Origin of the sequence: Kitasatospora azatica KCTC 9699, assembly GCF_000744785.1 — a bacterium.
GTDB classification, from domain to species: domain Bacteria; phylum Actinomycetota; class Actinomycetes; order Streptomycetales; family Streptomycetaceae; genus Kitasatospora; species Kitasatospora azatica.
In genome coordinates, this window is the sequence record NZ_JQMO01000002.1 from 1661214 (window position 1) to 1682176 (window position 20963).

Annotated in this window: 22 protein-coding genes and 2 pseudogenes; 15 read left to right on the top strand and 9 right to left on the bottom strand. The window is 73.1% G+C overall.

The genetic code is table 11. The features are described from left to right. Positions 1–331: 331 nt before the first annotated feature. The 5 genes from BR98_RS07810 to BR98_RS07830 form a co-directional block, all read right to left on the bottom strand. Positions 332–2077, bottom strand: a complete 1746-nt coding sequence (locus BR98_RS07810; protein WP_051969421.1) for a peptide-N4-asparagine amidase — start codon at positions 2075–2077, stop codon at positions 332–334. A gap of 82 nt (positions 2078–2159) precedes the next feature. Then, positions 2160–3002: a hypothetical protein gene (locus BR98_RS07815; RefSeq protein ID WP_157537472.1), complete on the bottom strand. Its 843-nt coding sequence runs from the start codon at positions 3000–3002 to the stop codon at positions 2160–2162. A 59-nt stretch (positions 3003–3061) separates the two neighbouring features. Beyond that, entirely contained in the window at positions 3062–3679 is a 618-nt protein-coding gene (locus BR98_RS07820; RefSeq protein ID WP_035841350.1) for a hypothetical protein, read from the bottom strand. A gap of 132 nt (positions 3680–3811) precedes the next feature. Next, positions 3812–4045, bottom strand: coding sequence for a hypothetical protein (locus BR98_RS07825; RefSeq protein WP_035841351.1), 234 nt, complete (start codon positions 4043–4045; stop codon positions 3812–3814). 40 nt (positions 4046–4085) lie between these two features. Then, a complete protein-coding gene (locus tag BR98_RS07830) occupies positions 4086–5033 on the bottom strand; it encodes an EamA family transporter (RefSeq protein WP_051969422.1) in 948 nt (315 codons plus the stop codon). A 126-nt stretch (positions 5034–5159) separates the two neighbouring features. Between BR98_RS07830 and BR98_RS07835 the strand changes: the two genes are divergently transcribed. The 4 genes from BR98_RS07835 (at position 5160) to BR98_RS07850 (ending at position 7736) form a co-directional block, all read left to right on the top strand. Next, positions 5160–5588, top strand: coding sequence for a gamma-glutamylcyclotransferase family protein (locus BR98_RS07835; protein ID WP_035841354.1), 429 nt, complete (start codon positions 5160–5162; stop codon positions 5586–5588). Between the two features lie 122 nt (positions 5589–5710). Further along, positions 5711–6028: a type VII secretion target gene (locus BR98_RS07840; RefSeq protein WP_035841356.1), complete on the top strand. Its 318-nt coding sequence runs from the start codon at positions 5711–5713 to the stop codon at positions 6026–6028. After that, the gene (locus BR98_RS07845; protein ID WP_035841357.1) at positions 6025–7317 is read left to right on the top strand and encodes a hypothetical protein; all 1293 of its coding nucleotides are present in this window, start codon (positions 6025–6027) and stop codon (positions 7315–7317) included. The genes BR98_RS07840 and BR98_RS07845 overlap by 4 nt, the downstream gene beginning before the upstream one ends. Next, complete coding sequence (locus BR98_RS07850) at positions 7314–7736, top strand: hypothetical protein (protein ID WP_051969423.1); 423 nt, start codon at positions 7314–7316, stop codon at positions 7734–7736. Before BR98_RS07845 ends, BR98_RS07850 begins: the two co-directional genes overlap by 4 nt. Before the next feature lie 49 nt (positions 7737–7785). On the opposite strand, the gene BR98_RS07855 is transcribed toward BR98_RS07850, so the two are convergent. Beyond that, positions 7786–9099 (bottom strand): PQQ-binding-like beta-propeller repeat protein, encoded by a 1314-nt coding sequence (locus BR98_RS07855; protein ID WP_035841358.1) that lies wholly within the window; start codon positions 9097–9099, stop codon positions 7786–7788. 111 nt (positions 9100–9210) lie between these two features. On the opposite strand from BR98_RS07855, the gene BR98_RS07860 reads away from it, so the two are divergent. The 5 genes from BR98_RS07860 (at position 9211) to BR98_RS07880 (ending at position 13510) form a co-directional block, all read left to right on the top strand. After that, entirely contained in the window at positions 9211–10326 is a 1116-nt protein-coding gene (locus tag BR98_RS07860) for a PP2C family protein-serine/threonine phosphatase (RefSeq protein WP_407639440.1), read from the top strand. 99 nt (positions 10327–10425) lie between these two features. Beyond that, positions 10426–10992, top strand: a complete 567-nt coding sequence (locus BR98_RS07865; protein WP_198042137.1) for a Rossmann-fold NAD(P)-binding domain-containing protein — start codon at positions 10426–10428, stop codon at positions 10990–10992. 38 nt (positions 10993–11030) lie between these two features. After that, on the top strand, positions 11031–12206 hold the full coding sequence (locus tag BR98_RS07870) for a M48 family metalloprotease (RefSeq protein WP_232247277.1): 1176 nt from the start codon (positions 11031–11033) through the stop codon (positions 12204–12206). A 16-nt stretch (positions 12207–12222) separates the two neighbouring features. Beyond that, positions 12223–12636: a cupin domain-containing protein gene (locus BR98_RS37020; protein ID WP_063774722.1), complete on the top strand. Its 414-nt coding sequence runs from the start codon at positions 12223–12225 to the stop codon at positions 12634–12636. 73 nt (positions 12637–12709) lie between these two features. Continuing rightward, positions 12710–13510 carry a nucleotidyltransferase domain-containing protein gene (locus BR98_RS07880; protein WP_035841362.1) on the top strand — a complete coding sequence of 267 codons (801 nt, stop codon included), beginning with the start codon at positions 12710–12712 and terminating at the stop codon, positions 13508–13510. A 64-nt stretch (positions 13511–13574) separates the two neighbouring features. Here BR98_RS07880 and BR98_RS07885 read toward each other — a convergent pair whose 3' ends face one another. Next, positions 13575–15284 (bottom strand): chitinase, encoded by a 1710-nt coding sequence (locus tag BR98_RS07885; RefSeq protein WP_051969424.1) that lies wholly within the window; start codon positions 15282–15284, stop codon positions 13575–13577. Positions 15285–15479: 195 nt separating this feature from the next. Further along, positions 15480–16073 carry a CGNR zinc finger domain-containing protein gene (locus BR98_RS07890; protein WP_035841364.1) on the bottom strand — a complete coding sequence of 198 codons (594 nt, stop codon included), beginning with the start codon at positions 16071–16073 and terminating at the stop codon, positions 15480–15482. Positions 16074–16212: 139 nt separating this feature from the next. Between BR98_RS07890 and BR98_RS07895 the strand changes: the two genes are divergently transcribed. From BR98_RS07895 to BR98_RS37595, 3 genes and pseudogenes are all read left to right on the top strand, one after another. Then, entirely contained in the window at positions 16213–16677 is a 465-nt protein-coding gene (locus tag BR98_RS07895) for a VOC family protein (RefSeq protein ID WP_035841366.1), read from the top strand. A gap of 89 nt (positions 16678–16766) precedes the next feature. Next, positions 16767–17690, top strand: coding sequence for a pyridoxamine 5'-phosphate oxidase family protein (locus BR98_RS07900; RefSeq protein ID WP_051969425.1), 924 nt, complete (start codon positions 16767–16769; stop codon positions 17688–17690). A 49-nt stretch (positions 17691–17739) separates the two neighbouring features. Beyond that, a pseudogene (locus BR98_RS37595) lies at positions 17740–18102 on the top strand (class I tRNA ligase family protein); the annotation flags it as partial. On the opposite strand, the gene BR98_RS40950 reads toward BR98_RS37595, so the two are convergent. Next, positions 18039–18194 carry a hypothetical protein gene (locus tag BR98_RS40950; RefSeq protein ID WP_232247278.1) on the bottom strand — a complete coding sequence of 52 codons (156 nt, stop codon included), beginning with the start codon at positions 18192–18194 and terminating at the stop codon, positions 18039–18041. The pseudogene BR98_RS37595 and the gene BR98_RS40950 sit on opposite strands and share 64 nt — an antisense overlap. 152 nt (positions 18195–18346) lie before the next feature. Between BR98_RS40950 and BR98_RS40955 the strand changes: the two are divergent. The 3 genes and pseudogenes from BR98_RS40955 to BR98_RS07910 all read left to right on the top strand — a co-directional run. Then, a pseudogene (locus BR98_RS40955) lies at positions 18347–18814 on the top strand (N-acetyltransferase family protein); the annotation flags it as partial. Then, the gene (locus BR98_RS40960) at positions 18794–19300 is read left to right on the top strand and encodes a DUF4231 domain-containing protein (protein WP_232247352.1); all 507 of its coding nucleotides are present in this window, start codon (positions 18794–18796) and stop codon (positions 19298–19300) included. The pseudogene BR98_RS40955 and the gene BR98_RS40960, both read left to right, overlap by 21 nt. Before the next feature lie 100 nt (positions 19301–19400). Next, positions 19401–20909 carry an acetyl-CoA carboxylase carboxyltransferase subunit alpha/beta gene (locus BR98_RS07910; RefSeq protein ID WP_232247279.1) on the top strand — a complete coding sequence of 503 codons (1509 nt, stop codon included), beginning with the start codon at positions 19401–19403 and terminating at the stop codon, positions 20907–20909. Positions 20910–20963 lie beyond the last annotated feature (54 nt).

The following is a 20963-nucleotide window of genomic DNA, read 5'->3' on the forward strand; positions in this document are numbered from 1 at the left end:
CCGCTGACACCCGCAAGAGTGAAGCGCAGAACACACCGGAGAACAAGATCAACTCGACCGTCGGACTTGGCTGATCGTCCAGCCACCACTCCCGCCCCGTCGAGTTTTCGCAGGTCACAGATGCATCACTGGACGTCAACCGAAAACCCGGGCGAAGGCGGATGTGACGGAGATCTCACTCCTTCTCGCGATGTGTTCGATCTTGAACTGACGAACCGCCACTGCCCTGGGCACGGACCTTCTCAGGCCCGCCTTAACGCGGACATAACGCTGTGTCAGGACAGCCCGGGAATATCGGGTGCGCACAATTTCTGAAGGTTTAACAGGAGTGTTACGCGCAATGGCGTCCGTCTTTCGAAGACGTCACTCGATCCTCGGTCAGGTAGCCGTGATCGGCGGCCAGTTCGTGTTCATAACAGCCGCCCTCCGGCGTGCTGCCCAGGTAGTGCTCGGTGGCACTTCCGTCGGCCTGCACCACGGTGCCCGACTGCCGCTCCAGCACGCCCTGCGCGGTCAGCCGGTCCTCGGAGCGGGCCTGCTGCTGCCAGCGGCCGGCGCTGTGCCGGGTCTCGTCCACCAGCTGCCTGGCCACCGTGACCTGACCGCGCACCAGGAAGCTGTCGGCGGCGGCGCCCGGGATGTAACTGCTGGTCACCTCCAGCGGGTACGACCAGCTGCTGCGCCGCTGCTCGGGCCGGCCGTGGCCGTCACGGTCGGTGCTGACCACGGTCCAGCCGCTGTCGCGCTGGCTGGTCACCTGGCGCTGCCCCTGGTCGGCCAGCGTGTCGGTGTTGCGGTACTCGCCGTGGTGCTCGACCCGGGTGCTGATCCGGCCGCGCGAGGTGTCGACGTAGCCGGCCACCGTCCAGTCCCGTCCGGTGCTCCCCGTGATCAGCTGACTGCCGTCCGGCTGAGCCGTCTCGGTGGTGCTGATCTGCGGGGCGGCGGTGATGTCGTCGGTGGTGACGGCGCCGCTGGTCTGTGCGCGCAGCGGGTCGGTGTCCAGGAAGAGGCTGCCGTCCAGCGTCCAGCCGTCGCTGATCCCGGCCGGCGGGACCAGCGTGACGGTGTGCGGGCGGCCGTCGGTCAGGGTGCCCGCGAACGGGGTCAGGTCGATCTCGTACGGCTGGGTGCGGAAGGCGTCGATGCTGGGGATCGGACGCCACATCAGCGGGCTGATCCCACCGGTGTAGATAGCCGGGAACGGCTGCACGGTGCCCGCGAGCCGGCCGTCCACCTGGACCTGCACCTCGCGGTAGGTGCCGCCGCCGCACAGGCCCCAGTCGGGGTGCGCGGCCGCGAAGTCGTCGGGCACGTTGGCGTACCAGAACTCCTCGCAGCCGCCGCCCCGGGCGTAGACCTGCAGCCGGGCGGCGGTGAGGTTGCGCGGGAAGCTCAGGGTGGAGCTGGCGGTCTGGCCCTTGCTCAGGGTCCACCAGCCCGGGCCGGTGGTGGACTGGGAGACCGGCAGCACCTGGTCGGCGGTGGCGGCCGGCGGATGGGCGCGGTCGGCCTGGTAGTAGGTGACCGTCATGGTCATGTGATAGGTGCCGGTGTAGGTGGAGTTGACGATGTTGCCGAGGTCGACCACCAGCGGCTGCGGGGTGCGCAGCAGCGGGACGAAGCTGCTCAGGTCCTGGTCCAGGTGCCAGCTGATGCCGGCCGGGTCGGGCTCGGGGGTGCTGGTGCGCAGTACCTCGGCGCCGCCGATCCAGACGCCCGCCAGCCGGTCGTACTGGCGGCCCGCGACGCTGCCGGACCAGTCGAGCACCACCTTGGTCCACGGCCCGGGGCAGTCGGTGGGCGGGGTGAGGGTGCCGGTGAAGGGCTGGCCGTAGCTGTTGGCGAAGTCGTGCTGCATGGCCGTGACCGTGCAGTGCGGGGTGTCCGGCCGCGAGATCGGCGGCAGCGCGGTGACCGGGTCGCCGTAGTTGGTCTCCACATGACCGGGTGCGGCTGCCGCGGTGGCGGCGCCGGCGCTCGTCGGAACGGTCAGCGCGGCGGCCACGGCCAGGGTGAGGGCCGTGAGGGCACGCGCCAGGGAGCGGCGGGGGGAGGGTATGAGCACGGTTGGCATGTACTCACGGTCCGGCGATCACTGTCAAGGGGGCTGACAGGAAGCCCGGTTGGCGTCGGTGCTCGGCGGCCGGGGCCGGCGCTCAGCAGCTGGGGGCGGCTGCCCCGGTGCCACGGGCAGCCGGAGTGAACTCCAGGCGCACCGAGCCGCTGCGCGGCAGCACGATCGCCACACCATCGGCGGGCCGCCAGTGCTCGGGCAGCAGGACGTACTGGTCGCCCGACTGCAGCATCAGTTTGAGGCCGTCGTACCGGAACCGGTAGGCGGCGTCCGCGTCGTGGCAGCGGGTCTCCATGACACCCGGCGCGGTGAGGCTGAGGCTGTGCTCGCTGTACAGCACGACCGCCGGATAGCCGGACAGGCCGGCTACGAACTCCTGGGCACGAGCCCGGCCGACTGCGGCCGCGTAGTCGTTGGCAGCCCAGAACAGGCTCAGACCGACCAGCGCGAACACCGCCGCCCATTCGGCGACCGGGGCCCAGCCGGACCGGGCCCGGGCGGCTCCCGAACCGCTGCGCCGGCGCAGCTGGACGCCGTAGGCCAGCAGCGCCACGCCGAGGGCCAGGCTCAGCGGCGCGAGCGCCAGGTGGTCGCTGAGGAAGGTCGAGGTGAACACGCTCCACAGGCCGCCCAGGGTGAGCAGCAGCCCGAGCCCCGCCAGGGCCGGCAGCAGGACCCGCAGGATCCGCGGGCCCAGGGCCCCGGCGAGCCGGGTCCGCAGCAGGTCGTGGCCCCAGAAGGTCAGCAGCCCGAGAGCCGCCGTCACGGTCATGGGTACGAACAGGGCGTCCAGGCTGCGGATCAGGTAGTCGACCGTACTCAGCCCGAGCACGGTCGAGTTGACGCCGAAGTAGTCGAAGAACCAGTAGGCGTGGTGCCAGCCGAAGTAGTAGAGCAGCGCGGTGATCAGACTGGTCGGTGCCACGATCGCACCGATGAGGCGGGCGAGTTGGCGAGGTCCGGAGGCCGGCGGCGGCTCGGTGCTCACGGCGTGGCGGGCGAGGCGGAGTGGGTCGGGGAGGCGGAGTGGGCGGGCGAGGTGGAGTGGACGGGCGAGGACGGTGGCACGGAGCCGACGGGTCTGGTCGCCACGGCGCTCGGGCTGACCGGGACCGGGCTGCCAGGGTTCGGGTCGGCGGGGTTCGGGCCGGACTGCGCCGGGCAGGGGCCGTAGCCGAGGACCAGGACCGTCGAGCCGCGAGCCGCCGTACGGCCCACAGCGGGCTGGGTCCCGGCCAGCCCGCACTTCGGATGGTGTTCGTCGGCTGCCACGCTGTACGACCGCTTCAGCTGCACGCACAGCGTCTTCGTACCGTAGGCGGCAGCGCAGGCCTGCTTGAAGAGCTCCTGGACATCGGGCCACACGGTGTCGGGATCGTGGTCACCGAAGGGGCTGCCGAGGATGGTGACGATGTCCGGGATCTTGAGCGGCGCCACCGGTGCCGCCGCACTCTTCACCGGGTCCGGCGCACCCGGCGCCACGGCGGACGCGGCGCCCGGACTCCCGCCGACCGAGCCCGCGCTGCCCCGGCTGCAGGCGAGCGCGGCGAGACACAGCAGCGGGACGAAAACGAGGCGGACCGGCCGCGTGACTACCCCCATAGCTGATGAGGGTGGCACAGCGCGACCGGCCCGTCCATCGTTTCCGCCAGCAACTACCTTGATCTACAGGAGAGTTGATCGGCTACGGGAGAGTTGATCGGGATGAAGGGTAGCGAAGACGCTCCTGGCGGATCAGTGCTTCTCGTGCAGCTGCGCCGCCAGGCCGCGGCACCAGTGCGCCAGCTCGGACCGTTGCTGGGCGCGGCCCGCGCAGAGTGCGGCGACCTGCTCGTCGGTCAGCCGGTTCGGGCCGTCCATCGCCAGCAGGTGACCCAATTCGTCCAGCAACACCGCCAGCCGCTCGGCGTCGGTGTGCTCGACCATGGCCGCGGTCTCGATGTGACCGATGGTGACGGATCCAGGCATCACGGACTCCAATCGCTCGCCCCGTCTCCACCGTAGGTCGTCAGGCCCGGGAACGCCGCTCGGTGCTCACCACCACGCAGACCGCCGCGACCACGATCAGCCCGCCGAGCAGCTCCGGGAGGCTGAGCCCCTCCCCCAGCACCAGCCAGCCGAGGAACACCGCCACCACCGGGTTGACGTACGCATAGGTGGCCACCAGGCCGAGCGGGGCCCGCTGGAGCAGCCAGGCGTAAGCCGTGAAGCCCACCAGCGAGCCGACCAGCACCAGGTAGACCAGCGCGAGCCAGGACCGGGTGGTGATCGCCCCGAGGTCCAGCCCGCGCTCCTCGCCCCGGGCCAGCGCCACCAGCAGGCAGCCGAAGCCGCCGATCAGCATCTCGTAGGCGCTGGCCACCAGCGGGTTGGCCGGCATCGGCAGCCGCGCGGAGGCGAAGGAGCCGACCGCCCAGCTGACCGAGGCGATCATGATGGTCAGCACGCCGCCGAGCGAGACGGTCCCGCTGATCCCCGGCACCGAGAGCACCGCGAGCCCGCCCAGGCCCAGCAGGACGCCGAGCAGCCTCGCCCAGCCGGGCCGCTCCCCGAAGACGGCCCGCAGCAGCACCACCCAGAGCGGCACCGCCGCGACCAGCAGGGCTGCCAGTCCGGACGGGATGCTGCCCTCCGCGATCACCAGCAGCCCGTTGCCCACCACCAGCAGCAGCACGCCCACCACCGCTGTCGAGCCGAGCTGACGCCCGGTCACCCGCAGCGCGCCCGCCCCGTGCCTGAAGCCCAGTACAGCGAGCAGCAGCGCCCCCGCGCAGAGGAACCGGGCCGCGCCGGAGAGCAGCGCGGGCATGCTCTCCACCACGATCCGGATGCCCAGATAGGTGGAGCCCCAGACCACGTAGACCACGACGAGCGCGGCCCAGACGGTGCCGGATATCCGCCCTGCGCTACGCGGCGCGGTCGGCGGGGCGGACTGTCGGGTCCCGACCGACGTCATGGGCATCTCCTAGGGTTGGTGCTGTACTGTCGACGGCCAATGACAGCGCATCGGGCCTCCGAGCGCCAGCCCGCCGTCCCAGGCCCGCCGCCCCAGGCCCGCCGCCCAGCAGAGGAGGCACCCGCCGTGTCAGCGCCGCTGCCGCTCTTCGTCTACGGCACGCTCCGCCCGGGCCTGCGCAACCATGACCGCTACCTGGCCGGCCGCTGCGAGCTGATCCGCCCCGCCGTGCTGCCCGACACCGCCCTGCACGCGGGCCCCGGCTACCCCTTCGCGCTCCCCTCCCCCGGCGCCCGGGTGATCGGCGAGCTGCTCACCATCCACCCGGCCGCCTTTCCTCAGGTACTGGCCGCGCTGGACCGGCTGGAGGACTGCCGCCCGGACGACACCGGCCTCTACGTCCGCCGCCGCCTGTCCGTCACCGTGCCGGGCACCCCCGAACCGGTCGTGGCCTGGGTCTACCTGGCCGGCCCCGCGGCCGCCGCCCAGCTGCTCGCGCACCCGGCACCGATCCCCTCGGGCGACTGGACGGACACCCGGCGCGGCACCTCCTGACCAACGGGCGCGAGCCCTCCCAACGCCCGGCTTCGGCGGGTCCGCTGGTCCCGGCCGGTGCACGGTTATGCTCGGCTGGGCGCTCGGGCGTCGGCGGGTGGGAGCGTACGGGGGGAAGGCTGATGGACGGGTATCAGGTGCATCCGGGGGAGCTGAACGCGCTGGCGGAGCGGCTCGACGAGCTGGCCGGGGAACTGCGGGCGGCGGAGCGCGAGTTCGGCGGGCCGCAGGGCCACCAGCCCGCCGCCTTCGGCGAGTTCGGCGAGTTCGGCATGGCCGAGGCCTGCTCCGGGTTCGAGGCCGGCTGGGCGACGGGGCTCGAGGCGGCTCGGCGGGCGGTGGACGGACTGGCCCAGAAGACGGCCGCCAGCAGCGCCAACTACCTGGCGGTGGAGGCGGCCGTGAGCAGCTCGCTCGCCTCGATCGGCACCGGGCCATGAGCAAGGTCACCGACCTGAGACGAGCGCGGCAGACAATTCAGCAGGCGATTCAGCAGGCTGTTCACCAGGCGCAACAGGCCGACCGACCCGCCGACCGACCCGCCGTCCCGGTCATCGCCGTCCAGCAGGCGCTGGCCGTCGGGTCGCCGGTCGGCGATCCCGCCGCGATCCGCGAGCGCGCCCGGGCCTACGCACGGGCCGCCGCCGCCCACGACCGGGCCGGCGCCGAGCTGGGCGACCTGGCGCGGGACCGGCTCCCCGACTCCTGGAGCGGATCGGTGGCCGAACAGGCGGCCGGCTCGGTACGCGCGGTGGCCGAGGCACTGACGGCCACCCGCGACGCCCTCGCCGACGCCGCCCGGCTGCTCGACCGCTGGGCGGACGACCTCGCCTGGGCCCAACGCACCGACGCCCAGGGCTGTGCCCGGTTGCGCGCGGCCGCGCTGGCTCAGCCCGGCAACCGCGAGGCGCTGACGCACGCCGCCAACGGCGTGGCGGCCCGGCTGGCGGCGGCCACCCGGGCCGAAAGCTCGGGCACCAGCACGGCCGTCCGCCTCGATGAACTCTCGGCCAGGGCCCATGACTTGGCCTCGGACTCGACCTCGCGGCAGCCGGACCCGCAGACCGCCGAGGATGCCGGGGCGATTCTGACGGACCGTCAGCTCGACCGGGCCGCCCAGGTCTTCGCCGGCCTGAACGGTTCCGACCAGGCCGAGTTCAGCGCCCTGCTCTCCAACGTGGCCTCGCCCGAGGAGGCGGCCTATCTCTGGAAGGCGCTGGCGGCCGGGCATCCGCTCGCGGACATCCAGCGCTTCGACGCGACCATTCGCCGGCACGGGACCGATCCCGCCTGGCTCACCCGGCACTTGATGCCACCGCTCGGTACCGGCCAAGCGCCTGCGCCCGAAAGCTGCTGCGGCGACGACGTCCCGGTCTCCACGCTGCTCGCGCTGGCCCGGCTGGACCCGCTGCTGATGCTCAGCCTCACCACCGGCGGCAGCTTCGACCAACGGGTGCAGCAACTGTGCAGCGGCGGCGAGGCGTTCGGGGAACAAGGGGCGGCGCGCCACCCCGAGGAGGACCGCCGGGCCGCACTGCGCCGGATCGAGGCCGCAGTCGACGACGGGCTCCCCGTCTGCCTCCAGCAGGCGGACACCCCGCAGCTGCTGATCATCGGCCGCGACGGCGACCGGTTGGAGGTCTACCACCCCGAGGGCTTCACCTCCTGGATGCCCCAGGAACAGTTCATCAACGGCCAGTACACCTACGCGCTGGAGCAGCCGAAATGAACACCGACGTGGACCGGGCGGTGGGAGCGGAGCCGAGCCAGGTCCGTGCGGACACCGAACTCGCGGACCTGGACGTGCCCGCCGCGATCACCCGCGGCCTGCTGCTCGACGGCGGTCCGCGCCGCGCGCTCTTCACCGAGGCCGCGATCGCCGCCTGCCACCAGGCCGAGCAGGCGGGGCTCGGACCCTACCCGCTGGGCTTCCTGGCCCGTCACGTCCGGGCCGGCGGCTTCACCGCCGCCCTGGACCTCACCGAGCCCGCCCCGGGCGAGCCGGCGGGCGCGCTGGTGCGCGGCTGGATCAGGGCAGCGGCCGCGACCGGCCTGGACCTCGGCCGGGAGCACCTGTTCGCGCGCTGGCTGGGTCGGGTCGCGGCGCTGGTGGAGCTGCGTCGACGGTTTCCGACACGGGACCGATGAGGCCGCTGGACGGATAACCAAGGTGGCATGGCCGTGTCTTGACGGACAGTCAGGCCAGCGGGACGGCGTGCAGCGCGTGGTCGTGCCCCAGGTAGGCGTGCTGGTCGTCGGCGGCCACCGCCCAGACGTCCACGCCCGGTTCGCCGTCCTGGAAGGTCCAGCGGACGGTGCCCTGGTGCGCGGCCAGGGCGACCACCCCGTCCTTGGTCGGGCCGGGCACCAGCAGCAGGTCGCCCGCCAGGACGGGGCGGCTGCGCACGTCGAGGCGGAACGGCAGCTGGTGCTCCCACCGCGCGGTCGCGTCGGCGGTGTCGACAGCGGTGACCCGGCCGCCGTCGGTGAACAGGTAGAGCCGGCCGCCGGACGGCAGCGGGCGCAGGTAGCGGTCGCCGGAGCCCGGGTGCGGGGCGAGCCGCCACTTCTCGGTTCCGTCGGCCAGGCTGCGCGCCAGCACACCGCCGTCGGCCAGCACCTCGTAGCTGCGCTGGTCGTCGACCGCCCGTTGGACGACCGTGTCGGCCAGCCGGTCGGTGATCCACAGCCGCCGGCCGTCGCGGCCGTCGAGGAGGGAGAGCCGCGGACCCATCGAGACCAGCAGTCGGCCGCCCTCGATCGGGTGCACCACGTCGTACATCTCGCCGAGCTGCTGGCTCTGTTCCCAGCGCACCTGTCGGGTGAGCAGCGAGACGGCGAAGAAGCGGCCGGTGATGTTGTTGAGGGTGTAGACCTCGGTGGAGCAGTAGACCGTGGTCTCGTCGCAGGCCCTCGCCACCAGACTGCGCGTCGCGCCGCCGGGGGACTCGACCGGACGGGTCGGATCGTCGGGGGCTGCCGGGAGGGCGAACTGCCAGTCGGTGCTGCCGGTGGCCAGGTCGTAGCCGGAGATCCGGTCGCTCAGCATACCGAGGCCGGGCGCCCCACCGGCCAGCAGCAGCGAGCCGGCGGTGAGCAGGTCGACCTTCTCCGGCGGCGTGAAGCGCCGCACCGGGGTGCCGTTGGCCGGCGCGAGGACCGTCAGCTCCTGATCCGTCAGGACCAGCGGCCGGCGCGGCGGCGCGTCCAGGCGGGCGAGGTCCAGGAGCCCGTCACTGCGGTAGGTCCAGAGCGGCTTCGGGCCACTGATCCGGGGGCCCGCCGAGTCCGGCGCCGCCCTGGGAGTCGGTGCGGGCGCCGATGCGTCGGTGCTCAGCGCCCAGGCCGTGCCGCCGGCCAGCAGCGCCGCCCCGCCGAGCAACAGCCCGCGACGGGTACGCCGGGGCCGTCGGTCCCCCTCCAGGACGTCCGGCTCGACCTCCGCCGGCTCGCTGCCGTCCGCCCTGCCGTGCTCCGCGGCGTCCTCGTCAAAGCTCCACCCAGCCCCCATGGCGCGACCCTACCTCGCGGTGCGCGCCGATCGGGCGGGGTGTAGAGAGGAAAGGTGCCTGTCGGGTGGCGTTCCGACCCTCTCTCCCGGCCCCGGCGATCCGGCCGCGCCCTGGTGATCCTGCCGCTTGCGCTGATCGCGGTGATCACCGTCGTCGACGTCCTGAGCCCGGTCTACATCCACCTCGGACCGCTGCTGGTGGTGGCCCCCGCGATCACCGCCTCCTTCGCCGGCCCGCGGCTGACCGCCCTGGTCGGGGTGCTCGCGGTGGCGGCCCTGACCGTGATCGGCGTGCTGCGGGACGGACTGACCACCGCCAACCACGAGGCCCAGATCGCCTCGCTGATCGTGGTGTCGGCCATGGTGGTGGCGTTCCGGGCGCTGCAGGACCGGCATGCCCAGGAGCTGGTCCAGGTGCGCTCGGTCTCGGACGCCGCCCAGCGGGTGCTGCTGCGCCCGCTGCCGACCCGGATCGGCTCACTGCGGATCGCCTCGGTCTACCTGGCCGCCGAGGCCGAGGCGCAGATCGGCGGCGACCTCTATGCGGCGGCCCGCACCACCTCGGGGACCCGGCTGATCATCGGCGACGTCCGCGGCAAGGGGCTGACCTCGCTCGGCGAGGCGGCGCTGCTGCTGGGGGCGTTCCGGGCCGCCGCACATCTGCAGGCCACCCTGCCCGAGCTGGCCGCCTACCTCGACGGCAGCGTCAGCTGGGACCTCGCGGCGGCGACCGACGGCGACCCGCCCTCGGACGAGGAGGAGGACGGGACGGGCGGTGCCCGCGCCGACGCGGGCGAGTCGTTCATCACCGCCGTGATCCTGGACATCCCCGACGACGGATCGGAGATCCAGATCATCAACTGCGGGCACCCGCCGCCGCTGCTGCTGCACGACGGCCGGGTGCTGACCCTGGACGCCCGCAGCCCGGCCCCGCCGCTGGGGCTCGGCGGCCTGATCGAGCCGCAGTACCGGCCGGACGTCTTCTCGTTCACCGGCGAGGACCGGCTGCTGCTCTACACCGACGGCGTGGTCGAGGCCCGCGACAGCGCACGGGTCTTCTACCCGCTGACCGAGCGCTTCCAGGCCTGGTCCGCCGAGCGTCCCGCAGTGCTGCTGTCGCACCTGCGCCGGGACCTGCTCCACCACGCGGGCGGGCGGCTCGGCGACGACGCGGCGATGGTCGCGGTGGAGCGGGTGGCGAGCCCGAAAAGCGCTCGACAGGCGTGATCATCCGCTGCTAGGGCCTGTCCGGCCGATCTTGTCGGATCAGCGCGCGGCTCCCCCAGCCTTCGGCCGGGAGGGGCCCCATTCCGCGCCGGGCTGGGCGTGCCGCAGAGTCGTCCTCGTACTGAGCCGTCTCTGATCGTCGGACCGCACGACCAGACCGACCGCTTCGCCTACTGGCCGCGCCGCTTCCAGCGCGGCGGCCGGGTGCTGCTGCCCGGCGACCCGAACGACCCAGCGCAGTTCATCGACGTCCGCGACCTGGCCCGATGGATCCTGCACTGCGTGACCACCGAGCGGGGCGGCGTCTACAACTCGACCGGCCGGACGCTGCCGTTCGGCGAGTTCTTCGCGGCCTGCCGGGAGCTGGTCGACACCGTCTCGGAGCCGGTCTGGGTCCCCACCGAACGCCTGCTGGCCACCGGTGTCGACTCCTGGATGGGTGTGCCGATGTGGATCGGCGACCCCGACTGTGCGGCCGTCAACCGGGTCGACGTCTCGCGCGCGCTGGCCGCCGGCCTGACGCTGCGCCCGCTCGCCGACACCCTTGCCGACATCCTCGCCTGGGACAACGCCCGCGGCGGCCCGGCGGTGGAGGGCCTCACCGCCGAGGCAGAACGAGAGCTGCTGGGACGGGTGGGCCGGACGGTCCAAGGCTGGGCGGTCTAACGTGATGCCAGGCTGAGAGCGCTGGGAGGCGGTCACTGGTGAGCAACCCGACGGGCTTCACATCCGAGCCGGACTTCACCCTGGAGCCGGACTTCACGCCCGAGCAACTCGCCCGTGGCCGCGCCCTGCGGCGGGCGCAACTGCCCTGGGCGCTCGGCGGGCGGGTGGCGGGGCTGGCGCTGTCCCTGGTCCTCGGGCTGACCCCGGCGGGGGCGCACCTGGTGGAGTGGGCAGGCGAGCGGCTCGGCGGCTCCTGGGCGGCGCTGGTGCTCGGCGGGACGCTGGCGCTGGTGCTGCTCGGGCAGCTGCTCGCGGTGCCGTTCGCGGCCCGGGTACGGGTGGTGCGGCGCGGGTACGGGCTGGTCACCCAGGGCTGGCGCGGCTGGGCCGTCGACCTGCTGCGCTCCCTGCTGCTGACGCTGGCCCTCGCGCTGCCCACCGCGCTCGGCTGCTACGCGCTGACCGGGTGGTCCACCCGCTGGTGGTGGCTGCCGGCAGCCGGCGCGGCGGCCCTGCTCACCGTGCTCTTCTCGTTCCTCTTCCCGCTCCTGGTGGAGCCGCTCTTCAACCGCTTCACCCCGATGCCGGACGGCGAGCAGCGCACCGCGCTGCTGGCCCTCGCCGCGCGGGACGGGGTGGCCGTGCGGGACGTCCTGGTCGCGGACGCCTCGCGGCGGACGACGGCACTCAACGCCTACGTCTCCGGGTTCGGCGCGACCCGGCGGATCGTCGCGTACGACACCCTGCTGAGCACGGCGGCGCCGCGCGAGGTGGAGCTGGTGGTGGCGCACGAGTTGGGGCACGTGAAGCACCGCGACGTGCCGCTCGGGACGGTGCTCGGCGCGCTGGGCGCGGCCGGGGCGGTGGCACTGCTGGGCCTGCTGACCTCGCTGCGCCCGCTGCTGGACGCGGCCGGCGCCTCCGACATCGCCGACCCGCGCTCGCTGCCGCTGCTGGCGGCCTGCGCGGCGCTGCTCGGCGCGCTGGGCGGGCCGGCCCAGGCCGCGGTGAGCCGGCGGATCGAGGCCCGGGCCGACCAGCACGCGCTGGACCTGACCGAGGACCCGGACCAGTTCGTGGCGATGCAGCGGCGCCTCGCGCTGACCAATGTGGCCGATGTGGACCCGCCGCGGCTGCTGGAACTGCTCTTCGCCACCCACCCGAGCACGGCCCGCCGGATCGCGGCGGCGCGGGCCTGGCAGCGGACGGCCTGACGGATACTCAGGTTCCATGGAACCTTTTGACAGTTGGGAGCTGGCCGACGCCCCCGCGGTGGTGGCGCCGGACGGTTCGCTGGTCCGCCCGGTCGGCCTGTTGGCGGGCGCCGCGAGCCTGGCCAGGTTCGAGTTGGCGCCGGGCGCGGTGACCCGGGCCGTCACCCATGCCACTGTGCAGGAGATCTGGCAGGTGCTGTCCGGCTCCGGGCTGCTGTGGCGCCGCCAGGGCGAGCGCGAGGAGGTCACGGCGCTGCTGCCCGGCACCACCGTGACGATTCCGCTGGGCACCCACTTCCAGTTCCGCGCGGACCAGGCGGGCCAGACGGATGGGCCGGGCCTGGTGATCCTCGGTGTCACCGTGCCGCCCTGGCCGGGCGATGCGGAGGCCCGGGTGGTGGCGGGTCCCTGGGCGCCCGCCCTCGGCTGACGAAGCGCCGGTCCGGGGCCCGTCCCGGTAGGCAGCGGCGGTCTGGCAGGCTGGGCGGATGACTGCTGGGCGGATGACTGCTGGACGTGGGCTGGACGAGGACGGGCTGATCATCCGTGAGGGTGCGCTGAGCCGGGTGGACCTGGCGTTCGCACCAGTGGTGGCCGCCGCGCGGGAGCGGATCGCGGCAGCGTTCGGGCCCGAGCGGCTGCACAGCGCCTACCTCTACGGCAGCATCCCGCGCGGCACCGCGGTGCCCGGCGTCTCCGACCTGGACCTGCTGCTGGCGCTGCGTCAGCCACCCGGCGCAGCGGACCGGGCCGCCGCGGACGCGCTGCTGGCGGACCTGGACGGGCGGTTCGCGCAGCTCAACGGGGGCGGCGTGCTGCTCTTCGCCGCCGAGACGCTGCTCAGTGAGCTGGAGCGGTACGACCTCGGCTGGTTCGTCGCCTGCCTCTGCACCCCGCTGCTCGGCCCCGACCTGGCCGAGCAGCTCCCCCGCTACCGTCCCGACTCCCTGCTGGCCCGGGAGACCAACGGCGACCTCGCGCCGCTCCTCCCCCGCTGGCGGGAACGGGCGGCGGCGGGCGCGGATCCGGTGGCGCTCAGCCGAGGGGCGGCACGCAAGATCGTCCGCACCGGCTTCACCCTGGTGATGCCGCGCTGGCGGGGGTGGACCAGCGACCTGCTGGAGTCAGCCGAGGCCTTCGCGAGCTACTACCCCGCCCGCGGCGGGCAGATGCGTGCCGCCGCCACCGCCGCCCGGACCGGCAGCACCGACCCCGAGCTGCTCTCCCTGCTGCTGACGGACCTCGGCCCATGGCTGGCCGCCGAGTACCTGGCCGTCCATGGCGAGAAGGCGCCGCGCCCCTGACGGATGGTCATGAACTGCTCGGCGGGCCGCCCACCCTGCCCCACAGGATGGGCGGCCCGGCTGCTCAGCCGAAGTAGCTGTGGAAGTTCTTGGAGAACTCGTTGCCGTTGTACTGGTCCCAGTTGATCGACCAGGTCATCAGGCCCCGCAGGTTCGGCTGCTTGCCGCTGCGCGGCGTGTACGTCCCGCAGTTGCTGCCCTTGGTCAGGCAGTCCAGCGCCTGGTCGACCGCGCTCGGGGCGACATAGCCGTTGCCCGCATAGGAGTTGGCCGGCATGCCGATCGCCACCTGGGAGGGCGCCAGGGCGGGGAACATGTTGCCGGTGTTGCCGGCCACCGGGAAGCCGGTGAGCAGCATGTCGGTCATCGCCTCGTGGAAGTCGGCGCCGCCCATCGAGTGGTACTGGTTGTCCAGACCCATGGTGGAGCCGGAGTTGTAGTCCTGGACGTGCAGCAGGGTGAGGTCGCCGCGCAGTGCGTAGATCACCGGCAGGAAGGCGCCGGCCCGCGGGTCCTGGCCGCCCCAGGGCCCGGAACCGTAGTACTGGTAGCCGAGTTGGACGAAGAACGTCTCCGGCGCCATGGTCAGCACGAACTTCGAGCCGTACTTGGCCTTCAGCGACTTCAGCGCCGAGACGGTGTTGACGATCACCGGCGTGGTCGGGTTCTTGAAGTCGGTGTCACCGGTGTTGAGCGAGAGCGAGTGGCCCTCGAAGTCGACGTCCAGGCCGTCCAGGCCCCACTTGTCGATGATCGAGGAGACCGAGCTGACGAAGGCGTCGCGGGCGGCGGCGGTGGTGAGTTGGACCTCGCCGTTCTGGCCGCCGATGGACAGCAGCACCTTCTTGCCCTTGGCCTGCTTGGCGAGGATCGCGGCCTTGAAGTCGGCGTCGGTCTCGGCGGTCGGGCAGTCGGTGACGGAGCACCGGTTGAAGTGGATGTTGCCGGAGGTCACCGAGTCGGGCTCGCCGAAGGCCAGGTCGATGACGTCCCAGGAGTCGGGGACGTCGGAGAGCTTCTGGTAGCCGGCGCCGTTGGCGAAGCTGGCGTGCAGGTAGCCGACCAGGGCGTGGGTCGGCAGGCCGCCACCGGGGGGCGGGGTGGTGGTGGGAGTGGGGGTCGGCGTGGGAGTGGGCGTTGGAGTCGGCGTGGCGGTCGGCGTCGGGGTGGGCGTGGGGGTCGGCGTGGGGGTCGGGGTGGGTGTCGGCGACGGGCTCGGGTTGCCCGGACCGTTGAGCGACACGTCGTCCGCGTAGTACGCGCCCTGCCCGTACCAACCGTGCAGGTAGACGGTCGCGCTGGTCTGGCCCGCCGCGGTGGTGAAGCCGACCGAGAGCTGCTGGTACCCGCCGCCGGTGCCCGGCGTCCAGGTGCTGCCGCCGCCGTTGACGCCCAGGTACACATAGGCGCCGTTGACGTAAGCGCTCAGCGTGTACGTGGTGTTCGGGGTGACCGTGACGGTCTGCGTGCACTGCGCGTCGTCGGCCGAGGTGGCCGCCCCGGCGAGCGCGTAACTTCCGCTGTGCGCATGGCCGGTGACCACACTTCCGGTGCCGCCGGTGCAGCTCCAGGGGCTCAGGCCGCCGCTCTCGAAGCCGCCGTTGGCCAGGTACTCGCCGGCCGAGGCGGTGGGCGCCAGACCGACCGTCAGACCGGCCACGCCACCGACCGCAACCACCCACGCGGTGGCGACCGCGGCCAGTCGGCGGGAGCCACGACGCGGGCGGGGATGGGGACTTGGACGGGTGGAATCAGCTCTGCTGAGACTGCGCATGTGGGGATGCTCCTGCCTCGACTGCCACAAGTGGGGGATGTCCACCGGGGGCAGCGCAGGGAGCGACCCTGCCGCCGCCCACGTGGTCCAGACCACTGAAGCGGTCTGGACCAGTCCGTGTCAATGCTCCGTCTGACGCGGGTTCAGTCGGTCCGAGGGCGGTTGCCACACAGGGTCAGGCCTTGGCGCCCACAGTCACGCCTTGGTGCGCGCGTAGTGCCGGGATGCCTTGGCCCGGTTGCCGCAGGTGGCCATCGAGTGCCAGCGGCGGGTGCCGTTCTTCGAGGTGTCGTAGAAGCGGAGCACGCACGACTCGCTGGCGCAGGAGCGAATCCGGTCGGGGGCCTCGGCGAGCAGCCGCAGATAGTCCTCCGCCGCACTCCAGGCCGGCAGCCAGGCCGGGGCGTCGGTCTCGACCTGCTGGGCGGGCCCGTCAGCGGTCAGCGTGCGGCGGATCGAGCCGTGCGCGAGGACGGCGTTCAGCTCGGCGCGGGCCTCGGGCAGTTGCTCGCCCGCCACCCTCCCCAGCTCCAACTGCAGCAGCGCCTCCCGGGTGGCGACCAGGGCGTCCAGCGTCGCCCGGTCGGCCGGCACTCCTTGGTCCGCGAAGCCGTTCAGCGCCAGCCAGAGGGCCAGTCCGTCCAGCGAGTCCAGTAGGTCGCGCGGGTTCCCGCCGTTGTTCCAGCGGGTGTTGAGCAGGTCGAGCGCGAGCGGCTCACCGGGCAGCGGGCGCGGATCGTCCAGTGGAGGCCGTGGGGCTTGCGGGGGCTGCGGCGCCTGGGGGGTCATGGCATTCCAATCCGAGGATGCGGTCGATTCTAACCGGCTTGGCCGACTCAAGCGGTTGACGCTTCCGCGAACTAACCTCCATACTCGATATAACCGGTTAGTCCGGAGCTGGTCCGGACCCGCATACGGAGGTTTCTCCATGCCGCAGCTCGCCACCGCCACGTCCTTCCAGACCGGTCACATCGGCCTGAACGTCACCGACGTCGACCGCTCCCGCGCCTTCTACCAGCGCGTCTTCGGCCTCGACCTGCTCGGCGAGGGCAACGAGCCCGAGCGCCGCTTCGCCTTTCTCGGCCGCGACGGCCAACCGGTGGTCACCCTCTGGCAGCAGAGCGAAGGCAGCTTCGCCCCTGCCTCCCCCGGACTGCACCACCTCTCCTTCCGCGTGGAGACCATCGAGGAGGTGCGCGCGGTCGAGGAGCTGCTGCGCGAACTGGGCGCCGAGTTCGCCTACGAGGGCGTGGTCCCGCACCGCGAGGGAGCCGACTCCGGCGGCGTCTTCTTCGCCGACCCGGACGGCATCCGACTGGAGGTCTTCACCCCGAGCGGCGCCAAGTCTGCTACCGCCCCGAACGGGGCGGCCCCGACCTGCGGCTTCTTCTAGACCCCGGCCGGCCCCGCTGCCCCCGCCGCCGCGAGCCCGCCCCGACCAGCCGCTCGCGGCGGCGGCCCCTTCTCACCCCGGAGGTCACCGTGAACACGCTCTTCGACCGTCCGCCACAGCTCTCCGGCGAGCAACTGGTACGCCGCCAGGCCGGATTGGACCGGCCCGGCTACTCCGGACCGACCAAGAGCCGACGGATTCCGGCCGTCGCCGCCGAATTCCTCTCCGCCCAGCCGATGCTGGCGATCGGCGCGGCCGACCCGCAGGGTCGACTCTGGGCGAGCCTGCTCACCGGACCGCCGGGCTTCCTCGCCGCACTGCCCGGCGCGGCGGAGAACCCCGACGGGCTACGAGTCGACGCACTGCCCAGCCCAAGCGACCCGCTGGCGGCGGTGCTGCGCCGACCGACCCCGGTGGGGATGATCGCCCTGGAACCGTCCAAGCGACGCCGGATGCGGATGAACGGACGTGCGGCGGCGGATGGTTCAGGACTGACCGTGACCTTGGACCAGGTCTTCGCGAACTGTCCGAAGTACATCCAGAGCCGCGCGTACGAACTGCGCGAGCAGGCCCCTGGCACGCCCATCCGAACCACCGAACTGACCGGTTCTCAAGCCGAGTTGATCTCCGCATCGGACACCTTCTTCATCACCACCGCCGACCGGTCCGGCGACGTCGACACCTCGCACCGGGGCGGCAACCCCGGCTTCGTCCAACTGCTCGCGCCCGATCGACTCCGCTGGCCCGACTACGTGGGCAACGCCATGTTCTGCACCCTGGGCAACCTCGCCGAGAACCCCGCAGCCGGACTCCTCTTCATCGACTGGCGAACCGGCACCACCCTCCAACTGACCGGCACCGCCCACACCGACTGGAACCCCGCCCATGCCGCCCAAGTCCCCGGCGCCCAACGCCTGGTCGACTTCACCCTCCACGAGGCACTGACCACCCCCACCGCGCTCCCCTTGCACTGGACCGCCCCCGACTACTCCCGCTTCAACCCGCCCCTCTGACGAGAACTCGCTGAAGAACGTGCTCGCCGCCGAGGCGGCGGGGGTGGATGTGCGGACCTTCGTGGACCGCAACGCCGCCGCCTTCGAGGCACTGCGCGAGCCGCTCGCGCTGAGCTTCGACGACTTCATCCGGACCAGCCGGGATCCGCGCCACGCCGTTGGGGTGGCGGAGCTCTGGCGGCGCTGCGAGGCGGCCGGGGACCTCTACCGGCGGTGGTACGAGGGCTGGTACTGCGTGGGCTGCGAGCAGTTCTACACACCTCAGGAGCTGGTCGAGGGGCGCTGTGCGGAGCACGGCACCGAGGCCGAGTGGGTGGCGGAGGAGAACTGGTTCTTCCGGCTCTCCCGCTACACCGAGCCGCTGCGCGCGGCGATCGCCGGGAACCGGCTGCGGATCGAGCCGGCCGCGCGCCGCAACGAGGTGCTCGGTCTGCTCGCGGGCGGGCTGCGGGACTTCTCGGTCTCCCGCTCGCAGGCGCGCGCCCTGCTCGACGCCTGCCGCACGCTCGGTGAGGAGCTCGCACCCTTCCTGCCGGAGGCCGCGCGGCGGGTACGGGAGCAGTGCGCGGCTGGGTCGGACGGGCGGTTGCCGGGGCGGAGGCGCTGTTTCGGCGATTGGGGCGGGTCTACGATCGTGCAACGTGAACATCACACCGATGCGCGCCGAGCACGCCGAACAGGTGCTGGCCGTCTACGCCCTGGGCATCGCCGAGGGGAACGCCACCTTCGAGACCGAGGCTCCGAGTTGGGAGCGGTTCGACGCCGCGAAGCTGCCCGAGCACCGGCTGGTCGCGCTGGACGAGGGCGAGAACGGGCAGCTACTCGGCTGGGCGGCGGTCTCGCCAGTGTCCGACCGGAGCGCCTACGCGGGAGTGGTCGAGCACTCGGTGTACGTGCACCCCGACGCGCGCGGGCGCGGGGTGGGCCTCGCCCTGCTGCGGGCGCTGCTGGCGTCGACGGACGCGGCCGGGATCTGGACCGTCCAGTCCGGGATCTTCCCGGAGAACACGGCCAGCCTGGCGCTGCACCGGCGGGCCGGATTCCGGGTGGTCGGCACCCGGGAGCGGATCGGGCAGTCGCAGGGGCGCTGGCGCGATGTGGTGATGGTGGAGCGGCGCAGCCCCGGGAGCGCGGTGGCCGAGCCGCCGGCGGGCGGGGACGGTCGCAGAGGCGAGGACGGTGACGACCGGGCGCTCGCCTTCGCCCAGCGCCAGCTCGCCTTCTACCGGAAGTCCCGGGACACCGCGAAGTTCCAGCACAAGGCCAGCGAGCTGCTGGCGCTGGTCAGCACGGCGGGCACCGTGGTGGTTTCCGCGCTGGACGCGCCGGCCGCCGTCACCGCCACGCTCGCCGCGCTCACCCTCTTCCTGACGGGCTACCGGCAGCTCTTCACGCCGAACGAGCGCTGGACCCGCACGTCGGTGGCCTGGTTGACGCTCCATCACGAGATCGCCCGCTACCTGCAGCGGCGCCCCGCCGAGCGGGACTCCGATGCGCTGCTGGAGCGGACCATCGAGATCAGCCAGACCGAGAGCAGCGAGTGGATCGAGGCCCGGCGAGCACAGCAGTCACCGGGGCCGGCGGCGCCGGGGCGCAGCGGTCCGATGTGATCAAGTCGGGGGTTGTCCGCGCCGTGAGCGGGTGCGGACACTTGACCTTGTGGACGAATCGACCCCGAGGCCCGTACCGCCGGTAACGCCCGTACTGCCTGTGAGACCAGTAGCGCCCGCCGAGGTACCGGGCGTGCCGCCGGCCCGCCCCGCCGCGCTGGTCTTCGCCGACCAGGTCCTCGACCCCGGCTCGTTCCGCAGCTGGGACACGCCACCGGTGTACGGCCCCACCCTGGCGCCCGGCTACGCCGAGGACCTGGCCAGGGCCCGGGCCCGCAGCGGGGCCGACGAGGCCGCGCTGACCGGTGAGGGACGGATCGGCGGTCAGCGGGTCGCCGTCCTGCTCAGCGAGTTCCGCTTCCTGGCCGGCTCGATCGGCACCGCCACCGCCGCCCGCCTACTGCGGGCCGTCGAACGCGCGACGGCCGAACGGCTGCCGCTGATCGCCTTCCCCGCCTCGGGCGGCACCCGGATGCAGGAAGGCACACCCGCCTTCGTCCGGATGATCGCGATCGCCAACGCGGTGGGCGCGCACCGGGCGGCCGGCCTGCCGTACCTGGTCCACCTGCGCCACCCCACCACCGGTGGCGTGCTCGCCTCCTGGGGGTCGCTCGGCCAGCTCACCACCGCCGAGCCGGGCGCGCTGGTCGGCTTCCTCGGACCGCGGGTGTACCAAGCCCTGTACGGCGCACCGTTCCCGGAGGGCGTCCAGCAGGCCGAGCACCTGGAACAGTTCGGGACGGTGGACGCGGTGCTCGAGCCCGCACAGCTGCGGGAGTGGCTGACAGCGGCACTCGGGGTGCTCGCGGGTGCCGCCGATGGAACAGCACCTGACGAGACGTCTGCGGTACTTGAGCCGGCCGGCCCGGTCTGGCGGTCCGTCACCCTGACCCGGGACCCCGAACGCCCCGGGCTGGCCGAAGTGCTGGGACAGGCCGAGGCGCTGGTCCCGCTCTCCGGGACGGGCGCCGGCGAGCGGGACGACGCGCTGCGCCTGGCGCTGGCCCGGTTCGACGGAGTCAGCTGCGTGGTGGTCGGCCACGACCGGGCGGCAGCGGCCGTGCACGGACCGGTCGGCCCGGGCGCACTGCGCACCGCCCGGCGCGGGATGCGGCTGGCGGCGGAGCTGCGGCTGCCGCTGCTGACGGTGATCGACACGCACGGCGCCGAACTCAGCCAGGCGGCCGAGGAGGGTGCACTGGCGGGCGAGATCGCGCGCTGCGTGGCCGAGTTGAGCACGCTGCCGACCCCGGTGGTGAGCCTGCTGCTCGGCGAGGGCGCGGGTGGCGCGGCGCTGGCCCTGCTCCCGGCGGACCGCGCGGTGGCCTGCGAGCACGCCTGGCTCTCGCCGCTGCCGCCCGAGGGCGCCTCGGTCATCCTGCACCGCACCCCTGACCTGGCTCCACAACTCGCGGACCAGCAACGGATCAGCGCCCCCGAGCTGCTGCGCGAGGGCGTGATCGACCGGATCCTCCCGGAGCCCTTCGAGGAGGACGCCGGCACCTTCACCCGCCGCCTCGCCCGCACCGTGGCCGCCGAACTGACCCGCGCCGCCACCCTGGACATCCCCCACACCCGCCTCACCCGCTTCCGCTCCCTGGCCCACTAGCCCCAGACGAGGCAGCCACCGGCTTCGCCGGCCCCACCGCCCGCGGCCGGCTGC